Genomic DNA, 17106 nt, shown 5'->3' with positions numbered 1-17106 from the left:
ATCATTAGCATTACCTCCATTAGAAAGCTATCCTGATTATCAAGAAGCCTTAAAGTTTAAAAATCATCTCTCTTATAAACTTGGACAAGCTCTTATACAAGCTAATAAAACTTGGTATGGGGGGGGGGTATATCAAGTTGCTATTTGAAGTTAGGAAGTTGAAAAATAATACATAAAGAAAGGTGCAAATGAAAGATAATAAAACCGTAGGCGTAGTAATCCCCATATACAATGTAGAAAAATATCTAAAAGAATGTTTAGATAGTGTAATCAATCAAACTTATACTAATTTAGAAATCATACTAGTAAATGATGGTAGCACAGATGAAAACTCACTCAATATTGCAAAAGAATACACTTTAAAAGATAAAAGAATCACTCTTTTTGATAAAAAAAATGGTGGACAAAGCACAGCAAGAAATGTAGGTATAGAGTATTTTAGCGGAGAATATAAACTCAAAAACAAAACTCAAACTATAAAAGAAAATTCTTTGATAGAGTTTAATGTAGAAGGTAATAATCCTTATGAAATATACACTGTATATAAAAGCTATAAAGCTTTTGATAGTGAACAAGATTTAACAAACTTTACCTATCCTATTATAGATTATATTATCTTTTTAGATTCTGATGATTATTGGGAATTAAACTGTATAGAAGAATGTGTACCTAGAATGGATGGGGTAGATGTGGTTTGGTTTGATAATACTTTTAATTATGAAATCGAAGAAAAATTTTATCATCAAAGACATGAGCTTAAAAAAAGTTTTATTAAATTATACAATTATATATATCCACAGGTTATTACAAATAAAGAATGGTTAGAATCGGTTGATAATACAAATTCTATTTTCGCTTTTGTTTGGGCCGGAATGATTGATTTTTCATTTCTACAAAAAATTGATTTAAGATTTTTAGATTATTTTATACATGAGGATCACCATTTTGGGATTTTATTATTTTTACAAGCTCGTTATATTTATGTTTTCAATGAGGAGTTATATCATTATCGTATAGTTTCAAATACAACTTGCTCATATGATAATGAGGTTACAAATATTCCTTCTCATATTAAACACTATATAGAAGTTTTTGGTGATATCTCTTTAGCAAAAAGATATCACATGTTAAGTAGTATTTTATGAATGCATTGAAAATTATTGAGTATATAAAAAAGGAGCAAGATATTGGTTTTGCTAAACAAATAGAAAAAAAGTTTTTTTACTTTTTATATATGTTTCATTTTGGTTTATATGAAATGAAACAAGATCCCTTGCAAATGATTGGCAAGCTAAAAGCACTAAAAATAATTTTTTCTGAACACTCGCTACGATATCCAGAATTTTATTTTTATGTTGAAAATGGAACTGGAGTTCAGAGGATAAAGGAAAGCTTGGAGTATAAGCTTGGAGTTAAAATCATAGATAGTTTTAAAAATGATAGTTTTTTTAAAACTTTGTGTAAAATTTATAGCAATTTTAAGCAATCAAAAAAAATAGAAGAGTTTGATTATCTCGCTTCTGATTTGCCCTATGAAGCATATCCTGATTATTTGGATGTCATGAAAATTCAAAGATTTTTATCATATAGAATAGGTTGTTGTTTTGTTTCTTGCCGCAAAGATAATAAAACTTTCATTTATACAATGTATAAAATGATGGATACTTTTAGGAGATGGAAAAAAGAAAAAAATACAAGATTTCATACTAAAAAGATTAATGATTGGGGTGATATAAATAAAAAAATATATCCGATTTTTAAAGATTTTGATTTGGTAAATATAAGTTCAAAAACAGATGTTTTAAAAAAATGCTTGCTTGATAAAAATAAAGATTTATATTGGCTATGTGATCTTGGGTATAGTGTTTTAGCTGAAGGGGTTAAACTAGCTTTTGATAGACAAATAGAAAAGGAGAAATTAAAAGTATATCTATATAATGATTGGCAAGCTATTTTAGTGGAGAATGATTTAATTTTTAACACAGATAAACCTGATGAGTATTATATTAATATATCTGAATGCATGGAAGTAAAAGGTGTTAAAGTTTTTACACAAGATCTAAAAATAGAATTAAAAAAATTGCAGATTCTAGTGCGAAAAACACAAGGATATGTTGTCTCTGCAAAACCGGATGCATTTGGTATGAGATTAGCTGGTATATTGGTAGGTATGTATCTTTCTAGACAAATCAACTTTAAATTTGCTTTCACATGGGAAAATAGTATCGATGTGGATTTTTTAAATGTTCAAAAAAGTGTTAAAACTAACGAAGTGCATTATTTGGGAAATGCTATGGAGGATGTAACGCATGTGTTTGATGACAAATTTATTAAACGGTATATGATACCTTCTAAATGTGCTATGCCTAGTTGGGGTCATAATTTAGGATTTAATAAAAGAAGTTTGTATGATTTAAAATACAACAAAAGTGATGAAGCATGGGGGTGGTATTCAACAGATATTTTGCCAAGCAAGTGGATTAAGGGTTGTGATGAAAAACAAGCATTGAAAGATATATCAGAAATCTACCAAACTATTGGTTTTTCGGGTTCTTTTAAGGAAATTATTAACGATGTAAATACGATTTATAAAAAAATGAGTCAGAAATTTGTTGCTATACATATAAGAGGAGGAGAAATTATCTTTTCTGATTCTAGAAAAGTACCTGGATGGTGTGTGGTTGAAGAACGATATTTTCCTTATGAAATTGCATTAGAGATTATACTAAAAGAGGTTCAAAACGGTAACTTTGTAATTGTTTTTGGTCAAGATTTGAAATCAAATGCTCTATTATCTAGTTATGTTTCATCAAAAATTGGTAATCATGAGGCTATTAAATGTGTGGATGATTTTATTACTAAACAATACTCTGATATGGAAAGAAGCTTTTTTGATATGAATTTAATGTCAAAGGCTGAAAAAATTTATTCAGCTAGAGAATCTGTTTTTTCTAAAGTATCGATGATGATATCTGGAAAAAATAACTTGATTTCTTACCACAGTTTATTTAATTTAAAAAAGCAGTATGATATTATTGAAAAAAATTTATATAAACTAGGTTTGCATGATTTGTATACCGCTATGGCGTATTTTAGATTGTATTCTTTATCAAAGCAGCTTGGCGAAAGCGCTGAAAAATCATTTAGCATGATTCAGCAAGCTTTAAAATATGATTTTGAGAATGATGCATATAGAATATATATAATTGATTTCTATCTTCAAACCAAACAATATCAGAAAGCAGAAGAACTTTTAAAATACGTTATGGAAAATAGAAAGGAAAAATTTATGAAGAATTTTTTTGAAAATTCATGCCAAAGTTTTAACCGTGAATATGAAACCTATATGCAATACAATAATGACAGATATTTGCATTTAAACTATATGAAGAATGAAGTGATAAATTGGTTAAATAGAGATATTGAATAAGGAGCGGATTTGATGGATAAAATTATAGTTGCAAGTCGCAAAGATGCTTTGGGTGAAAGAATGTTGGCATTTTTAAATGCAATGTATCTTAGTGAAAAGTTTGAATTAAAATTTTATTTCTTGTGGCATGTTATTCGCTCAACTACAGATGAAAAAGTAAGCTTTCCAAATATACAAAATAAGGAATATTTTTTTACATCAGAATTTATTGAGAAACACTATTTTAAGCATGATATACAATACCCTAATTATAGTATTTGGTGGAATAATCCAAAAATGATTATTGAAAACATAAAAAACAATAAATACTGTGTTAGTTTGCAAACGAGCTTGTTTGATTTTCAGGGTAATTTTATTTTGCACGGGGTTGATGGGATAGATGATTTAGATTATAAAAATGTAATACAGAAAAAGTGGAGAGAAATTGGTTTTACAGATCATATTAAAACAGCAATAGGGTGCGCTGATAAAGTAAAATTATTAGGTGATTATGTGGTATTTCATATTCGATCAGCAGATATAATAAAGCAAAAAAACGGCATTGACATGTATTTGTGTTACAATAAAGGATTAACAGTATTTATTGTTATGCAACTAATTTTGGAATGTTTAAAAAATCAAAAACTTATTATTATTGGAGATGACTTTAATTTAAATTACGAAATTAAAAAGTATTGCACCAAAGCAACAAAAAGTCAAAATATATACATTTCTGAAGATTTAATTGATGATGGTTTTGATAGTACGCAAAGAATGTTTTTTGATATTACTTTAATGGCTAACTCGAAAAAGCTATATTTGAGCGGAAGTAGTGGTTTTTCTAATTTGTCTTACTTGATAGGAAATTGTGAAAGAATTTGTGTTTATGATATGTATTCTTTGCAAGAAAAGTATAATATAATAAAAAGTAATCTGCAAAAATTTGATTTCGATAATTATCAAAAATCTTTTGCATTTATTCATTTATATATTTATGCTAAAGAATTAAATATGCCAATATCAGAGCAAATTGAAAATATAAAAGAAGCAATGCTAGTTAGAGATGACGCATTTGTTTTTAAGGTCTTTTATGTTGATTTATTGTTAAAAAATGATCAGCCTGATGTTGCTGAGGAATTTTTTGTTGCAAATATCAACAATATGGATAAATTTTTTGAAAATTTATTGTATAACGGATGGGGTGGTCCTGAATATTTTCTTTATGATTTTGTTTTTTTAAGTTACTTAAATATAAAAAATATAGCAAAATATCCAAATCTTTATTGCGTGACATATTATTTGGTCTACAAGCTAATAACCACCAACAATAAGAAATTTAAAGATAAAATAGACTTTTTTTTAAGGTATAATTATTTTGATAAAAAAGTGTTATCTAGTTGTCTTTTTTTAAATAATCATGAAAAGATTATTTTGCTTTTAGAGAGTGAAATAATAAAGTCTATTGATCGTTATGCTATACAATCTGAGTCAGCAAAAAAATACATATATGATCATTTAGCATACAAATTGGGTTTAGCATATAATATTTATTCCAAAGGTTTGTTTAATAAGTTAATGTTGCCTATTATATTAATATATATCAGCAAAGAACATAAACGAATTAAAATGATGAGGAGAAAAAAAATATTAGAAAATTTAGAATTAGGAATACCGTGCTTAAAAAATTATCCAGATTATAATGAAAGCTTAATAGAAAAAGACAGTTATAATTACAAACTCGGAGAAATAATAATCAGTGCTCATAAAAATTGGTATAAGGGTGGTTATATTAAAATGATGTTTGATATTTATAAGCTAAAAAACAAAATGAAATCAAGGAGTGAAGAATGAAAATAGGTATTATTGGTGCTGGTATATCTGGTATGTCTGTTGCAAGACTTCTAAAAGATGACTTTGAAGTAGAGGTTTTAGAAAAATCTAATGTTGTAGGCGGTATCGCTAGAACAAAAGATGTTGATGGTAAGCCATACCATGTAAATGGTGGACATTGTTTTAATTCTAAATTTGATGATGTTTTGGATTTTGTGTTTAATACTGTATTAAGTAAAGATAAATGGAATTATTTGCCTAGAAAAGCTGAAATCTTGTTTAAAGAAAATTGGATTACATATCCTATAGAATTCTCAATCAAAGAAATAGACAATTTTGATACAAATTTGGCTTTTAAAATAACAAATGAAATGTTTAATGCTTCATATGAGAAAGGAAACAATCTCGAAGAGTGGTTTGTAAATCATTTTGGCCCAACTTTGGCAAAAGAATATTTTATACCGTATAATACTAAAATTTGGGGCATAGCGCCAAAAAATATGGATAATGTATGGATAGAAGATGAAAAGCAAATGAAACTTCCTGTTCCAACAAAGGAGAGTTTTTATAAGTCATTGATTGATAAAACAACCGATAAAATGTCTCACGCTGCTTTTTATTATCCAAAAACAAATAATCAAAATACTTTTATAGAAGCTATAGGGGAAAATGTAAATATTCTTACGAATTATGAGGTAAAAGATCTTAAAAAAGAAAACAACCAATGGGTTGTTAATGGTGAAAAAAAATATGATATACTGATAAATACAAGTCCATTGGATCTTGTACCTAAAATTTTAAAGGATATTCCTGCTGAAGCTTTAAGTTGCTTTAAAAAACTTAAATATAATAAAGTTACAAATATTTTTTGGGAAACAGATGGAAGTCTAGATATTACTTGGGGTTATATTCCAGATTCAAGTATAGGTTTCCATAGAATTTCTAATACTGGCTCTATAGTGCAACCAAAAGGAAAATTTTGTACAACAGAGGCGATAGGTGAAATTGCTTATGATAAACTAGTGAGAGAAGGAAAAAAAATACCATTTTTGAAAAAACCAATTGATTATAATGTTACAGAACATGCTTATGTTTTTTTTGATCTAAATTATACTCAAGCAAAAACAGGTGCAATTTCATATTTGAATTCACTTGGAATTTTCTCACATGGTAGATTTGGCGAATGGGAGTATTATAATATGGATGTATGTATTAAGAGATCTATTGATCTAGCTCAAAGTATAAAAGAAAAATATAAAGGAAAATAATGGCAATAGAATTTGATATACAAGAATCAAAAATTTTAAAAGGAGTATATATAATAACTCCTAATAAATTTAGAGATTTGCGTGGAGAAATATGGACAGCTTTTACAAGTGAAGCTATAGATAAACTTTTGCCAGATAATCTTCAATTTATACATGATAAATTTATTCACTCTAGACATAATGTTATAAGAGGTATACACGGGGATCATAAAACATATAAACTAGCTACTTGTGTTTATGGAGAAATCCATCAGGTTGTGGTTGATTGTAGACAAGATTCGCCTACTTATTTAAAACATGAAAAATTTATAATAAATCAAGATAACCAAAAAATTATCTTGGTTCCAGCTGGATTTGGAAATGCACATTATGTGAGTAGCGAAAGTGCAGTGTATTACTACAAATGTGCATATAAAGGAGAATATGTGGACGCAAATGAACAATTCACCTATGCTTGGAATGATGAGAGAATAGGAGTTGATTGGCCAACAAAATCTCCAATCCTTTCAGAAAGAGATATTTTAGCTGTAAGCAAGGAGTGATTTATGGAAAAAAATTCAAAGATTTATATAGTAGGACACCGCGGATCTGCCGGAAGTGCTATAATGGAAAAATTGCAAAAACTAGGTTATAATAATCTAATATATGCAACAAGAGAAGAGCTAAACTTACTTGATTTTAGTGCTGTAAAAAATTTTTTTGACAATAATCAACCAGAATATGTTTTTTTTGCAGCGGCAAAAATGAGTGCTTTGGGTGTAAAAGCTCCAGCTGATATTTTATACGAAAATTTAACAATTCAGAATAATATATTTTTCAATTCGTATAGTTCAAATGTAAAAAAATTAATTTTTTTTGGTAGTTCTTGGATGTATCCTCAGCGTGCAGATAATCCTATCAAAGAAGAAAGTTTGCTTACAAGTGAGTTGGAGTATAATGCTGAACCATATGCTTTAGCAAAGACTGCTGGAGTTAGAATGTGTGAATTTTATAATTTGCAATATAATACTAATTTTATTTCAGTTGCATTGACTAATTTATATGGAAAAACAGCTGATTATAACTTAAAAACAGCTAGGGTATTACCAGCGATGCTTAGAAAATTTCATTTAGCAAAACTTCTTAATGAAAAGAGATATGATGAAATTTTATTAGATCTTAACTTGCAAGATCAAGATGAAGCGATAAGTTATCTTAATGCTAATGGAATCTATGGAGAGCATATAGAGCTTTGGGGTGCGGGTAAGACTAGGAGGGAATTTATACATTCAGATGATTTGGCAGATGTTTGTATATATATAATGAATAATATTAATTTTAGCGATCTATCTAAAAATAATATAAAAAATACACATATTAATGTGGGCACAGGTAGCGATTTGTCTATTGCAGAATTAGCTTATTTAATAAAACAAATTACACAGTATCAAGGTGAAATAAAATTTGATATAAGCAAACCGGATAGTTCTATGAATAGACTACTTGATTGTTCTAAAATTCATTCTTTGGGTTGGAAACATAAAATAGAGCTTGAAGAAGGTATTAAGATGATGTATGAAGATTACCTTCAAAATAGTAAAAAAGCTTAAGAGGGTTTTGATATGAAAAAAACAGTATTGATTACAGGTTTTACAGGTCAAGTCGGCTCGCAAATGGCGGACTTTTTACTAGAAAATACTGACCATGATGTTATAGGCATGATGCGTTGGCAAGAACCTATGGATAATATCTATCATCTAAGTGATAGGATTAATAAAAAAGATAGAATTAGCATTTTTTATGCTGATTTGAATGATTATTCGAGTATCCAAAAGCTTTTTGAAAGCAAACGACCGGATGTGATCTTTCATTTGGCTGCACAGTCTTACCCAAAAACTTCTTTTGATATACCTATAGAAACCTTACAAACTAATATCATAGGCACAGCAAATATTTTAGAAAATATTAGATTATTAAAAGCCAAAGATGGTTATGATCCTGTAGTGCATGTGTGTTCTTCTAGTGAGGTTTATGGTAGAGCAAAAGTAGGTGTTAAGTTAAACGAAGATACAACCTTTCATGGCGCAAGTCCTTATAGTATAAGTAAAATCGGTACAGATTATTTGGGAAGATTTTACGGTGAGGCTTATGGCATAAAAACTTATGTCACTAGGATGGGAACTCATAGTGGTCCAAGACGTTCTGATGTGTTTTTTGAAAGTACAGTTGCAAAGCAAATCGCATTGATTGAAGCGGGTTACCAAGAGCCTGTTATCAAAGTAGGAAATTTATCAAGTGTAAGAACTTTTCAAGATGCTAGAGATGCGATAAGGGCTTATTATTTGCTTTCATTAGAAAGTGAAAAAGGAAAAGTTCCTTGCGGTGAAGCTTTTAATATAGCGGGTGAAGAGGCTTTTAAGCTTCCTGAGGTTATCGATATACTTTTGAGTCTTTCTACAAGAAAAGATATCAAAGTAGAGCAAGATGAAGAAAGATTGCGTCCTATTGATGCAGACTATCAAATGTTTGATAATACTAAAATCAAAAGCTATATCAATTGGAAGCCAGAAATTCCAGCTAGGCAGATGTTTGAAGATTTGCTAAATCATTGGAGAAAAGAAATTTCTATGGGTAGAATCCCGCTTAATAGGTAGTAGTTATGATAATTCGTTCTCAAACTCCCTTGCGCTTAGGTTTAGCCGGCGGGGGTACTGATATAAATTTATATTGTGATCAATACACAGGTTATGTTTTAAATGCGACTATATCTTTATATGTGCATTGTACTTTGATAGAAAGAGATGATGGAAAAATCATTTTTGATTCATCAGATACGAATTTAAAAGTAGAGTATAAAAGCAAAGATTTTTTAGAAAATGATGGCAAGTTAGATCTTTATAAAGCAATTTATAATCGTTTGGTAAAAGATTATGTTAAAAAACCTTTAAGTTTTTCTTTGCATACTTATTCAGATGTACCAAGTGGTAGTGGACTTGGTGGTAGTTCTACTTTGGTGGTGGGTATCATCAAAGCATTTGCAGAATGGCTGAATTTGCCTTTGGGTGAGTATGAGATCGCACGTTTAGCGTATGAGATTGAACGAGAGGATATGGCCATCGTAGGTGGTGCACAAGATCAATACGCTGCAACTTTTGGCGGGTTTAACTTTATGGAATTTTATGATCAAAAAAGAGTTATAGTTAATCCTTTACGCATTAAAAATTGGATAGCAAGTGAGCTTGAGGCTAGAGTTTTGCTTTATTTTACAAATATCACTAGAGACGCTAAAGATATAGAAGAACATAAAAAAGGAAAACTAGGAGATGAAAACTCTCTTAATGCTATGCATGCGATAAAGCAAGATGCGCTAGATATGAAAGAAGCATTATTTAGAGCTGATTTTGACAAAATAGCTCAAATTTTAGGTAAGTCATGGCAGTCAAAAAAGATCATTTCTGATATAGTAAGTAATGATGAACTTGAAAGAATTTATCATTTAGCCATGGAAAATGGTGCCTATAGTGGCAAAACAAGTGGAGCGGGCGCTGGAGGATTTATGTTTTTTATGGTTGATCCTGTAAAAAAATATAAACTTAAAAAAATTCTAAATGAACAACAGGGATATGTGCAAGAGTTCTACTTCACTAAAGAAGGAGCAAAATCGTGGAAAATTTAAATTTATATATAAAATCTCATTTTAGCGATTCAATTGATATTAAAACTAAGATTTTAAATGATAATGATATGATCAGCTTAATTAAAGAGGTATCTTTAAAAGTGATTAACGCTTATAAAAATGGCAATAAAACTTTACTAGCAGGCAATGGAGGAAGTGCAGCCGATGCACAGCATATAGCTGGGGAGTTTGTGAGTAGATTTTACTTTGACAGACCTGGTATTGCAAGTATTGCTTTAAGTACTGATACGAGTATTTTAACAGCTATTGGCAATGACTATGGTTATGAAAATTTATTCGCAAGACAAGTACAAGCTCAAGGTGTGAATGGGGATGTATTTATAGGAATTTCTACAAGCGGAAATAGTAAAAATATCTTAAAAGCTTTAGAAATTTGTAAAGAAAAAGGAATTTTAAGCATAGGCTTAACCGGAGCTAGCGGTGGTGCTATGGATGAACTTTGTGATTATTGTATTAAGGTGCCATCAACTTGTACACCAAGAATTCAAGAAGCACATATTTTGATAGGACATATCATCTGTGCTATAGTAGAAGAAGAGCTTTTTGGCAAGGGGTTTGATTGCAAACTATAGTTTTAGCAGGAGGTCTTGGCACGAGATTAAAAAGCGTAGTGCAAGATCTCCCAAAGCCTATGGCGCCGATTAATGGAAAGCCATTTTTAACCTTTGTTTTAGAGTATTTAAAAAAACAAGGAATTACTGAAGTTATTTTAAGTGTTTCGTATAAATACGAACTCATCCAAGAGTACTTTAAAGAAGAATTTGAAGGTATGAGAATACGCTATAACATTGAAAAAGAGCTTTTAGGTACAGGTGGAGCTATAAAAGATGCCTTGAAGTTGATACAAAATCAAGCTTATGTTTTAAATGGTGACACTATATTTGATATTGATCTAAAAAAGCTTGCTTTAAATAATGGTAAAATTTGTATTGCACTTAAACAAATGCAAAATTTTGATCGATATGGCACTGTGAATGTTGATGATCAAGGTATTGTAACATCTTTTGAAGAGAAAGTATTTAAAAAACAAGGTTTAATCAACGGTGGTATATACTTACTGAAAAAAGATATTTTTGATGAATTTGATTTGGAGAAAAAATTTTCTTTTGAAGAATTTTTGCAAGAAAATTTTAAATTGCTAAAAATACAAACCCAAATTTTTGATGATTATTTTATTGATATTGGGGTACCACAAGATTACAAGTTTTTTGTAAAATATAAGGGGTAAAATGAAGAATTTTATTATAACTCTAACAGGCCTTGCAGGAAGTGGCAAAAGCACTATAGGAAAAGCTTTATATAACACACTTAAACAAGAACATACAAATGTTATTTATCTTGATGGAGATGAATTTAGGGATGTTTTAGGAGTATACGACTATGATAAACAAAGTCGTATAGAGTTGGCTATAAAACGGTCTAAATTTGCTAAATTTTTAAATGATCAAGGTATGATAGTTATTGTTGCAACCATATCTATGTTTAATGAAATTTATGCTTATAATAGAAAAAATCTTAAGCATTATTTTGAAGTTTATGTAAAATGTGACATGGAAGAGCTGATAAAGCGAGATCAAAAAAATCTTTACAGCAAGGCATTAAGAAAAGAAATACAAAATGTGGTTGGTGTTGATATCGAGTTTGACTTTCCAAATTCTGATTTGGTGATTGAAAATTCATGTCAAGATAAATTAGAGGAAAAAGTTCAAATGATTATTGAAAAACTAAGAGATGTAAATGTTTGATCCATATAGTGCGGTAGATAGAATTAAAAACCAATTAGCCTATAAACTCGGCTTTGCTGTTTTAGAATGTAAGAAGAAAAGAAAAGGATATGCAAAATTATTGCATCAATTATATACAATAAAAAAAGAGCATTCTTTGCAGATAAAAATCTACAAACAAACTGTTAAGGTTTTTCCGCAATTAACTTATCCGAAATTAAAAGACTGCAAGGACTATGAAGACAGTGTGAGATATACTTTTCATTTATCGTATATGATTGGTAGTGTTTTGATTAAAGCTCATAGAGATTGGTATAAAGGTGGATATTTTTTTCTATATAAGAATATCATACAAGCAAAAAAAGATTATGAAATCATTAAAAAATTGCACATAGATAGGTTAGATTTTAAAAACAAAGAAAAGATCTTAAAAAACTATAGTTTGATAAAAGAAATTTTAAGTTCACATAAAGATTATGAGCCTATATTAAATAATATCTTTCATAATTTTGATTTTTTTATTCAGCATTTAGATGTTATTAAGCCTTGGTTGTTATCAGATGATTTTTATCATAGATATAAAAAAGATAACCATCCTTACCCTTCCTTGTTAGATCCAGAAAAACTTAAAAAAGATAGTGAAAAGTTAAATTATAACAATATCTCATCAGAATTAGCTTGGGAGATGAATTTACCATTACCAAATAATTATAAATTAGTGTGGTTGGTTAACTCTTCAAGTGGATTGGTTGCTATAAGTAGTGTTTTTTTTCCAAGTTGTGGAATAAATAAAAAAGTCAATATTTCACTAAGCGTCTCTGAAGTATATAGAAATATATACGATAGCAATGAAAATGATTTTAATATAATACCAGTGTGTTCTGAATTTTATAAAAATAATAAAATATTACATTTGATGTGTTTTTGTAGATATTGCATGTTTGTTGCTAGGGATCCAATTTCCATAATAAAGCATGCTGTCAATCATACGAATAATGAAATTATGAATAAAATGATGATTCCAAACAAAAATATAAATCTTAAATGTATAAAATTAGAATTCGCAAAACCATATTATTATAACTGTAAAAATTATCCAAGTCTTGGTCTTGTCGATGTGGTTATCATGTGTCATTCAAAACCAAACGGAGTATATTTTAAAACCCAAAAACGTTTAAATATATTAAATAAATACAATAAAATAGAAAATATTGAATGCTTAGAAATGGCAGATATAAATAAAGAAAATGCCTTTAATACTTTTACAAGATTAGCTAAAAAATATGGCTTTACACCCCCAAGTGATCCTATACCTTTTCAAGGAAGAGTTAATAGAAACCAAGGTGACTTAATCTGCTTACCGGTAACATTATATGCACATCCTTATGATTTAACCAATCCTAATACAGAAGATGATACTTCATTTGGTTTAGAGGGTGGGGTAAGTATTATCATAACAACGCACCAAATTCATCCAAAAAAAGAAGGATTTACAGATATAACTTGTGAAATTTTTAGTAAAAGAAAATTAATGTTTGATAATATTGTATTATTGGTTAAATCTAATGAGTATGAAATACTAAAAAATAATCAAGAATTATTTTTAGCGAGTAAAAAGTATCTTAATGAATATATGAACGCACTAGAAGAACATGAGCAAAAAATAAAAGATAATCTCATAACAGAAGAACAAATTCTTGATTATTTGAAAGATAAAAAAGATTTAAGAGTAAAATTAAAAAACATACTAGATGAAGACTTAACCTATGTTAGAGAAAAACACCCTGAGTATTTGCAAAAATGGAAGTATTATCAAGAATTTGAAAAATTATGTGAAAATGATTAAGAAAATCTGTTATAATTTAACTTTTAAACTTTAAGGGTAACAATGATAAACATCAACCATGAAAATCTTTTAGATCTTAAATATCTTGCATCAAAAATTTTTGATCCCTTAGAAGGTTTTATGAACTATGAAGATTTTAAAAGTGTGGTTTATAATATGAAGCTTTCAAATGGTTCGATTTGGACCTTGCCTATAACTTTAGAAGTAGATAATTTAAATTTTTACACTATAGGTAGTACAAGAGATTTGTATTATCAAAATAAATTAATAGGAAATATATATATAGAAGATAAATTTCAAGTACAAGATCAAGATTTGTTTGAAATCTACCAAACTAAAGATCTAAATCATCCTGGTATAAAAAAAGAAAAGTTAAAATCTCCATTTAAGATTGCCGGAAAAATACAACTTAGAGAAGAAATTTATCAGGACAGTTTATATAAAAATATACTACAAGATGTTTTTAATAAAAAAAATAAAGAAGTTAAAACTATTGCAGGTTTTCAAACAAGAAATGCTATACATAAAGCCCATGAACATCTGCAAAAAATCGCCTTAGAGCTTTGTGATGCTTTGTTTATTAATCCTTTGATTGGATGGAAAAAAGAAGGTGACTTTACTCAAGAAGCGGTTATGAGTGCATATAATATAATGTTTGAAGAGTTTTATCCGAAAAACAGAGTGTTCATACAAGGCTTAGAAACCAATATGCGTTATGCTGGTCCCAAAGAGGCTATTTTTCACGCAATAGTTCGTAAAAATGCAGGCTGTACCCATTTTATTATAGGTAGAGACCATGCTGGTGTGGGTGATTATTATGGAGTGTACGAAGCGCACAAGCTTGCAAAAGAATTAAATTCTGCAAATGAGCTTGGCGTAGAGCTATTACTTTTAAAAGAGCCATATTTTTGTACTAAATGTCAAGAGATAGTTAGTGAGAAGGTATGTTCACACAAAGATACTCATAAAATTTCTATCAGTGGTACCAAAATTAGAAAAGCCTTAATTTCAGGAGAAATTCCAGATGAGAGATTTATGAGAAAAGAGGTTGCTCAAACACTCATAAATCTTGGAGTAAGCAATATTTTTATAAAGGATTAAAATGCAAAAATATATATTAACAGTGGGACCTAGCTTAGGTGGTAAGATTCAAATTAATGAAATTCATCATGATAATTTTATCTATAGAATAAATGGAGCTCATGGTAGCTTAGATGACATAAAAAACACTGTTTTGAATATAAGAAATCAAAATAAATCAGCTAAAATTTTAATTGATCTTCCTGGTAATAAAATTAGAACTGCTAATATTGTGGAACCTATAAAAATTTCTAAAGAACAAGACTTTGCCTTAAAAACTACGCAATTTAACTTTAAAGATTTTTACAAGCTAATTCAACCAGGTATGAATGTATATGCGAATGATAGCGTTTTTTTATTTATTGTTAAATCTGTTGATGCTGAAAAAATAGTATTTACCTCTAAGAGTGATGGCTTGTTATTAAATAATAAAGGCATGCATATAAGAAACCTTCATGAAAATATCCCTTTTTTATTTGAAAAAGATAGAGAATTAATTAAACTATGTAATGAATTTAAAATTGATTATCTTGGAGCATCTTTTGTAAGAAAGGCGCAAGATGTATGTGAGTTAAAACAAGTTCTAAATTCCGATACTAAAATTATTTCAAAGATAGAAACTTTAGAAGCTGTAGAGAATTTGTATGAAATTTTAAATGAAGTAGAATTTATATTAATAGATAGGGGGGATTTGTCAACAGAAATTGGTATTGAAAAAATTCCTAGATTTCAAAATTATATTATCCAAATGGCTAATCACAACGGCGTGAAAGTGTTTTTGGCAACTCAGATTCTCAAAAATATGGAAGATAAACCTATACCTACTATAGCTGAAATCGATGATTTGTACAATATATCAAAAAGTGGCGTTTATGGAATCCAACTATCCGAGGAAACTGCTGTTGGAAAATATGTGCGTGAGTGTGTAAAAATTTTGGATTTAATGAAAAATGAGATTAACTCTGAAAAAATAACTTTATAAAGGGTTGTACAATGAAAATAGAATCTCTGAGTCCTGATAACCTTACGGCTGTATTTTTATCTCTAGGTATTTTATTATTATCTGCTTTTGTTTTTGGCAAAATTTTTACTTTTTTGAGAGCACCTAAAGTTATTGGGGAAATTGCAGGTGGGTTTATACTGGGTGCAAGTGGAATTTACATTATAGCACCAGAATTGATTACGCAAATATTTTTGAGTTTTCAAGAACAAGGAAAAATTTTAAATACTTTTTATCAATTAGGTCTTATATTCTTAATGTTTATTGCGGGTTTCAATACGCAAATTAATTTTGAAAAACAGAATATTAAAATTATATCTACATTGTTTTTCGGAGCAACATTTATACCTATTATACTAGGATATTTTTTTATTGATTATTTTAAGGATGCTTTTATTGGTGAAAAAGGCAATGATTTATCTTTTAGCTTAGTTTTTTTAATTGCAATAGCAGTTACTTCAATTCCGGTTATTTCAAAGATTTTTTTTGATATAGGTATTATAAAAACAAGGTTTGCTAGTATAGTTTTAACTACTTCAACCATACAAGATTTATTTTTGTGGATATTGCTTAATATTGCTATTAATGCTGCAACAAGTAGTTCTTTTTCAATTGAAAATAATTTATGGACAGCATTTGTAACTATTGCTCTTTTTGTTTTGGTAAAGGTTTTGGCAAATATTGTTAATAAGATTCATTTTCGATTTGAATCGATAGATTTCTTTACGCTTTCATTTGTATTGTTGTTTTTAGCTATAGCATTGTTGAATATCGTTCATATTAATCCTATGTATACCTCTTTTTTAGTGGGATTTTTAATCAAGAATACATTACAGAATAACTTGGAATTAAAAGAGAAAATTACAAGTATATCCGATTTTTCTTTTTCGTGTTTTATTCCAATATATTTTGCGTTAATTGGTATACAATTAAATGTCATCCATGAATTCTCATTTGTAATGTTTGTGATGTTTTGTTTGCTAGCATGTGTTTTAGAATTTTTTGGAAGCTATGTTTCTCTTTTGAGTTTAAAAATTTCAAATATTTCAAGAGTGAATTTCGCTATTACTATGAATGCTAGGGGAGGACCCGGGATTGTTTTAGCTAGTGTTGCGTTTTATTATCAAATTATTAATACTGGGTTTTTTACAACCTTGATTTTAACTACATTATTTTCTTCAATGTTGGCTGGATATTGGTTAAGGTATCAAAAAAATAAAAATAGTGAAATATTTTATAGGTTTTGATATAATCTCTCTTTAAATTCTAAAGA

At 28.7% G+C, this 17106-nt stretch carries 15 protein-coding genes; all 15 read left to right on the top strand.

The window, feature by feature from the left end:
• The first annotated feature begins 188 nt into the window (after window positions 1-188).
• The 15 genes from CKA54_RS02725 to CKA54_RS02655 are packed head-to-tail and all read left to right on the top strand — an operon-like array spanning window position 189 to window position 17080.
• Complete coding sequence (locus CKA54_RS02725; protein ID WP_120759788.1) at window positions 189-1145, top strand: glycosyltransferase family 2 protein; 957 nt, start codon at window positions 189-191, stop codon at window positions 1143-1145.
• On the top strand, window positions 1142-3430 hold the full coding sequence (locus tag CKA54_RS02720) for a hypothetical protein (RefSeq protein WP_120759786.1): 2289 nt from the start codon (window positions 1142-1144) through the stop codon (window positions 3428-3430). The genes CKA54_RS02725 and CKA54_RS02720 overlap by 4 nt, the downstream gene beginning before the upstream one ends.
• A 12-nt stretch (window positions 3431-3442) precedes the next feature.
• Entirely contained in the window at window positions 3443-5260 is a 1818-nt protein-coding gene (locus tag CKA54_RS02715; RefSeq protein ID WP_120759785.1) for a hypothetical protein, read from the top strand.
• Window positions 5257-6507, top strand: coding sequence for an NAD(P)-binding protein (locus CKA54_RS02710; RefSeq protein ID WP_120759783.1), 1251 nt, complete (start codon window positions 5257-5259; stop codon window positions 6505-6507). The genes CKA54_RS02715 and CKA54_RS02710 overlap by 4 nt, the downstream gene beginning before the upstream one ends.
• The gene (locus CKA54_RS02705) at window positions 6507-7049 is read left to right on the top strand and encodes a dTDP-4-dehydrorhamnose 3,5-epimerase family protein (RefSeq protein ID WP_120759781.1); all 543 of its coding nucleotides are present in this window, start codon (window positions 6507-6509) and stop codon (window positions 7047-7049) included. The genes CKA54_RS02710 and CKA54_RS02705 overlap by 1 nt, the downstream gene beginning before the upstream one ends.
• Before the next feature lie 3 nt (window positions 7050-7052).
• A complete protein-coding gene (locus CKA54_RS02700) occupies window positions 7053-8096 on the top strand; it encodes an NAD-dependent epimerase/dehydratase family protein (protein ID WP_120759779.1) in 1044 nt (347 codons plus the stop codon).
• Between the two features lie 12 nt (window positions 8097-8108).
• Window positions 8109-9140 carry a GDP-mannose 4,6-dehydratase gene (locus CKA54_RS02695; protein ID WP_120759777.1) on the top strand — a complete coding sequence of 344 codons (1032 nt, stop codon included), beginning with the start codon at window positions 8109-8111 and terminating at the stop codon, window positions 9138-9140.
• Window positions 9141-9145: 5 nt separating this feature from the next.
• Window positions 9146-10162 (top strand): dehydrogenase, encoded by a 1017-nt coding sequence (locus CKA54_RS02690; protein WP_120759775.1) that lies wholly within the window; start codon window positions 9146-9148, stop codon window positions 10160-10162.
• Window positions 10150-10755 carry a D-sedoheptulose 7-phosphate isomerase gene (locus tag CKA54_RS02685; protein WP_120759773.1) on the top strand — a complete coding sequence of 202 codons (606 nt, stop codon included), beginning with the start codon at window positions 10150-10152 and terminating at the stop codon, window positions 10753-10755. The genes CKA54_RS02690 and CKA54_RS02685 overlap by 13 nt, the downstream gene beginning before the upstream one ends.
• Window positions 10743-11411 carry a nucleotidyltransferase family protein gene (locus CKA54_RS02680; protein ID WP_120759772.1) on the top strand — a complete coding sequence of 223 codons (669 nt, stop codon included), beginning with the start codon at window positions 10743-10745 and terminating at the stop codon, window positions 11409-11411. Before CKA54_RS02685 ends, CKA54_RS02680 begins: the two co-directional genes overlap by 13 nt.
• 1 nt (window position 11412) lies before the next feature.
• On the top strand, window positions 11413-11928 hold the full coding sequence (locus CKA54_RS02675; protein WP_120759770.1) for an adenylyl-sulfate kinase: 516 nt from the start codon (window positions 11413-11415) through the stop codon (window positions 11926-11928).
• Window positions 11921-13753, top strand: a complete 1833-nt coding sequence (locus CKA54_RS02670) for a DUF2972 domain-containing protein (RefSeq protein WP_120759768.1) — start codon at window positions 11921-11923, stop codon at window positions 13751-13753. The genes CKA54_RS02675 and CKA54_RS02670 overlap by 8 nt, the downstream gene beginning before the upstream one ends.
• A 42-nt stretch (window positions 13754-13795) precedes the next feature.
• A complete protein-coding gene (locus CKA54_RS02665) occupies window positions 13796-14854 on the top strand; it encodes a sulfate adenylyltransferase (RefSeq protein ID WP_120759766.1) in 1059 nt (352 codons plus the stop codon).
• Between the two features lies 1 nt (window position 14855).
• The gene (locus tag CKA54_RS02660; protein WP_120759764.1) at window positions 14856-15815 is read left to right on the top strand and encodes a pyruvate kinase; all 960 of its coding nucleotides are present in this window, start codon (window positions 14856-14858) and stop codon (window positions 15813-15815) included.
• Window positions 15816-15826: 11 nt separating this feature from the next.
• Window positions 15827-17080, top strand: a complete 1254-nt coding sequence (locus tag CKA54_RS02655; protein ID WP_120759762.1) for a cation:proton antiporter — start codon at window positions 15827-15829, stop codon at window positions 17078-17080.
• The last annotated feature ends 26 nt before the right edge of the window (window positions 17081-17106 follow it).

Origin of the sequence: Campylobacter sp. P255, assembly GCF_003627915.1 — a bacterium.
In the GTDB taxonomy this organism is placed as follows: Bacteria; Campylobacterota; Campylobacteria; order Campylobacterales; family Campylobacteraceae; genus Campylobacter_D.
The sequence above is the reverse complement of the archived record's forward strand: the minus strand, read 5'-3'. Positions and strand labels throughout refer to the sequence as shown.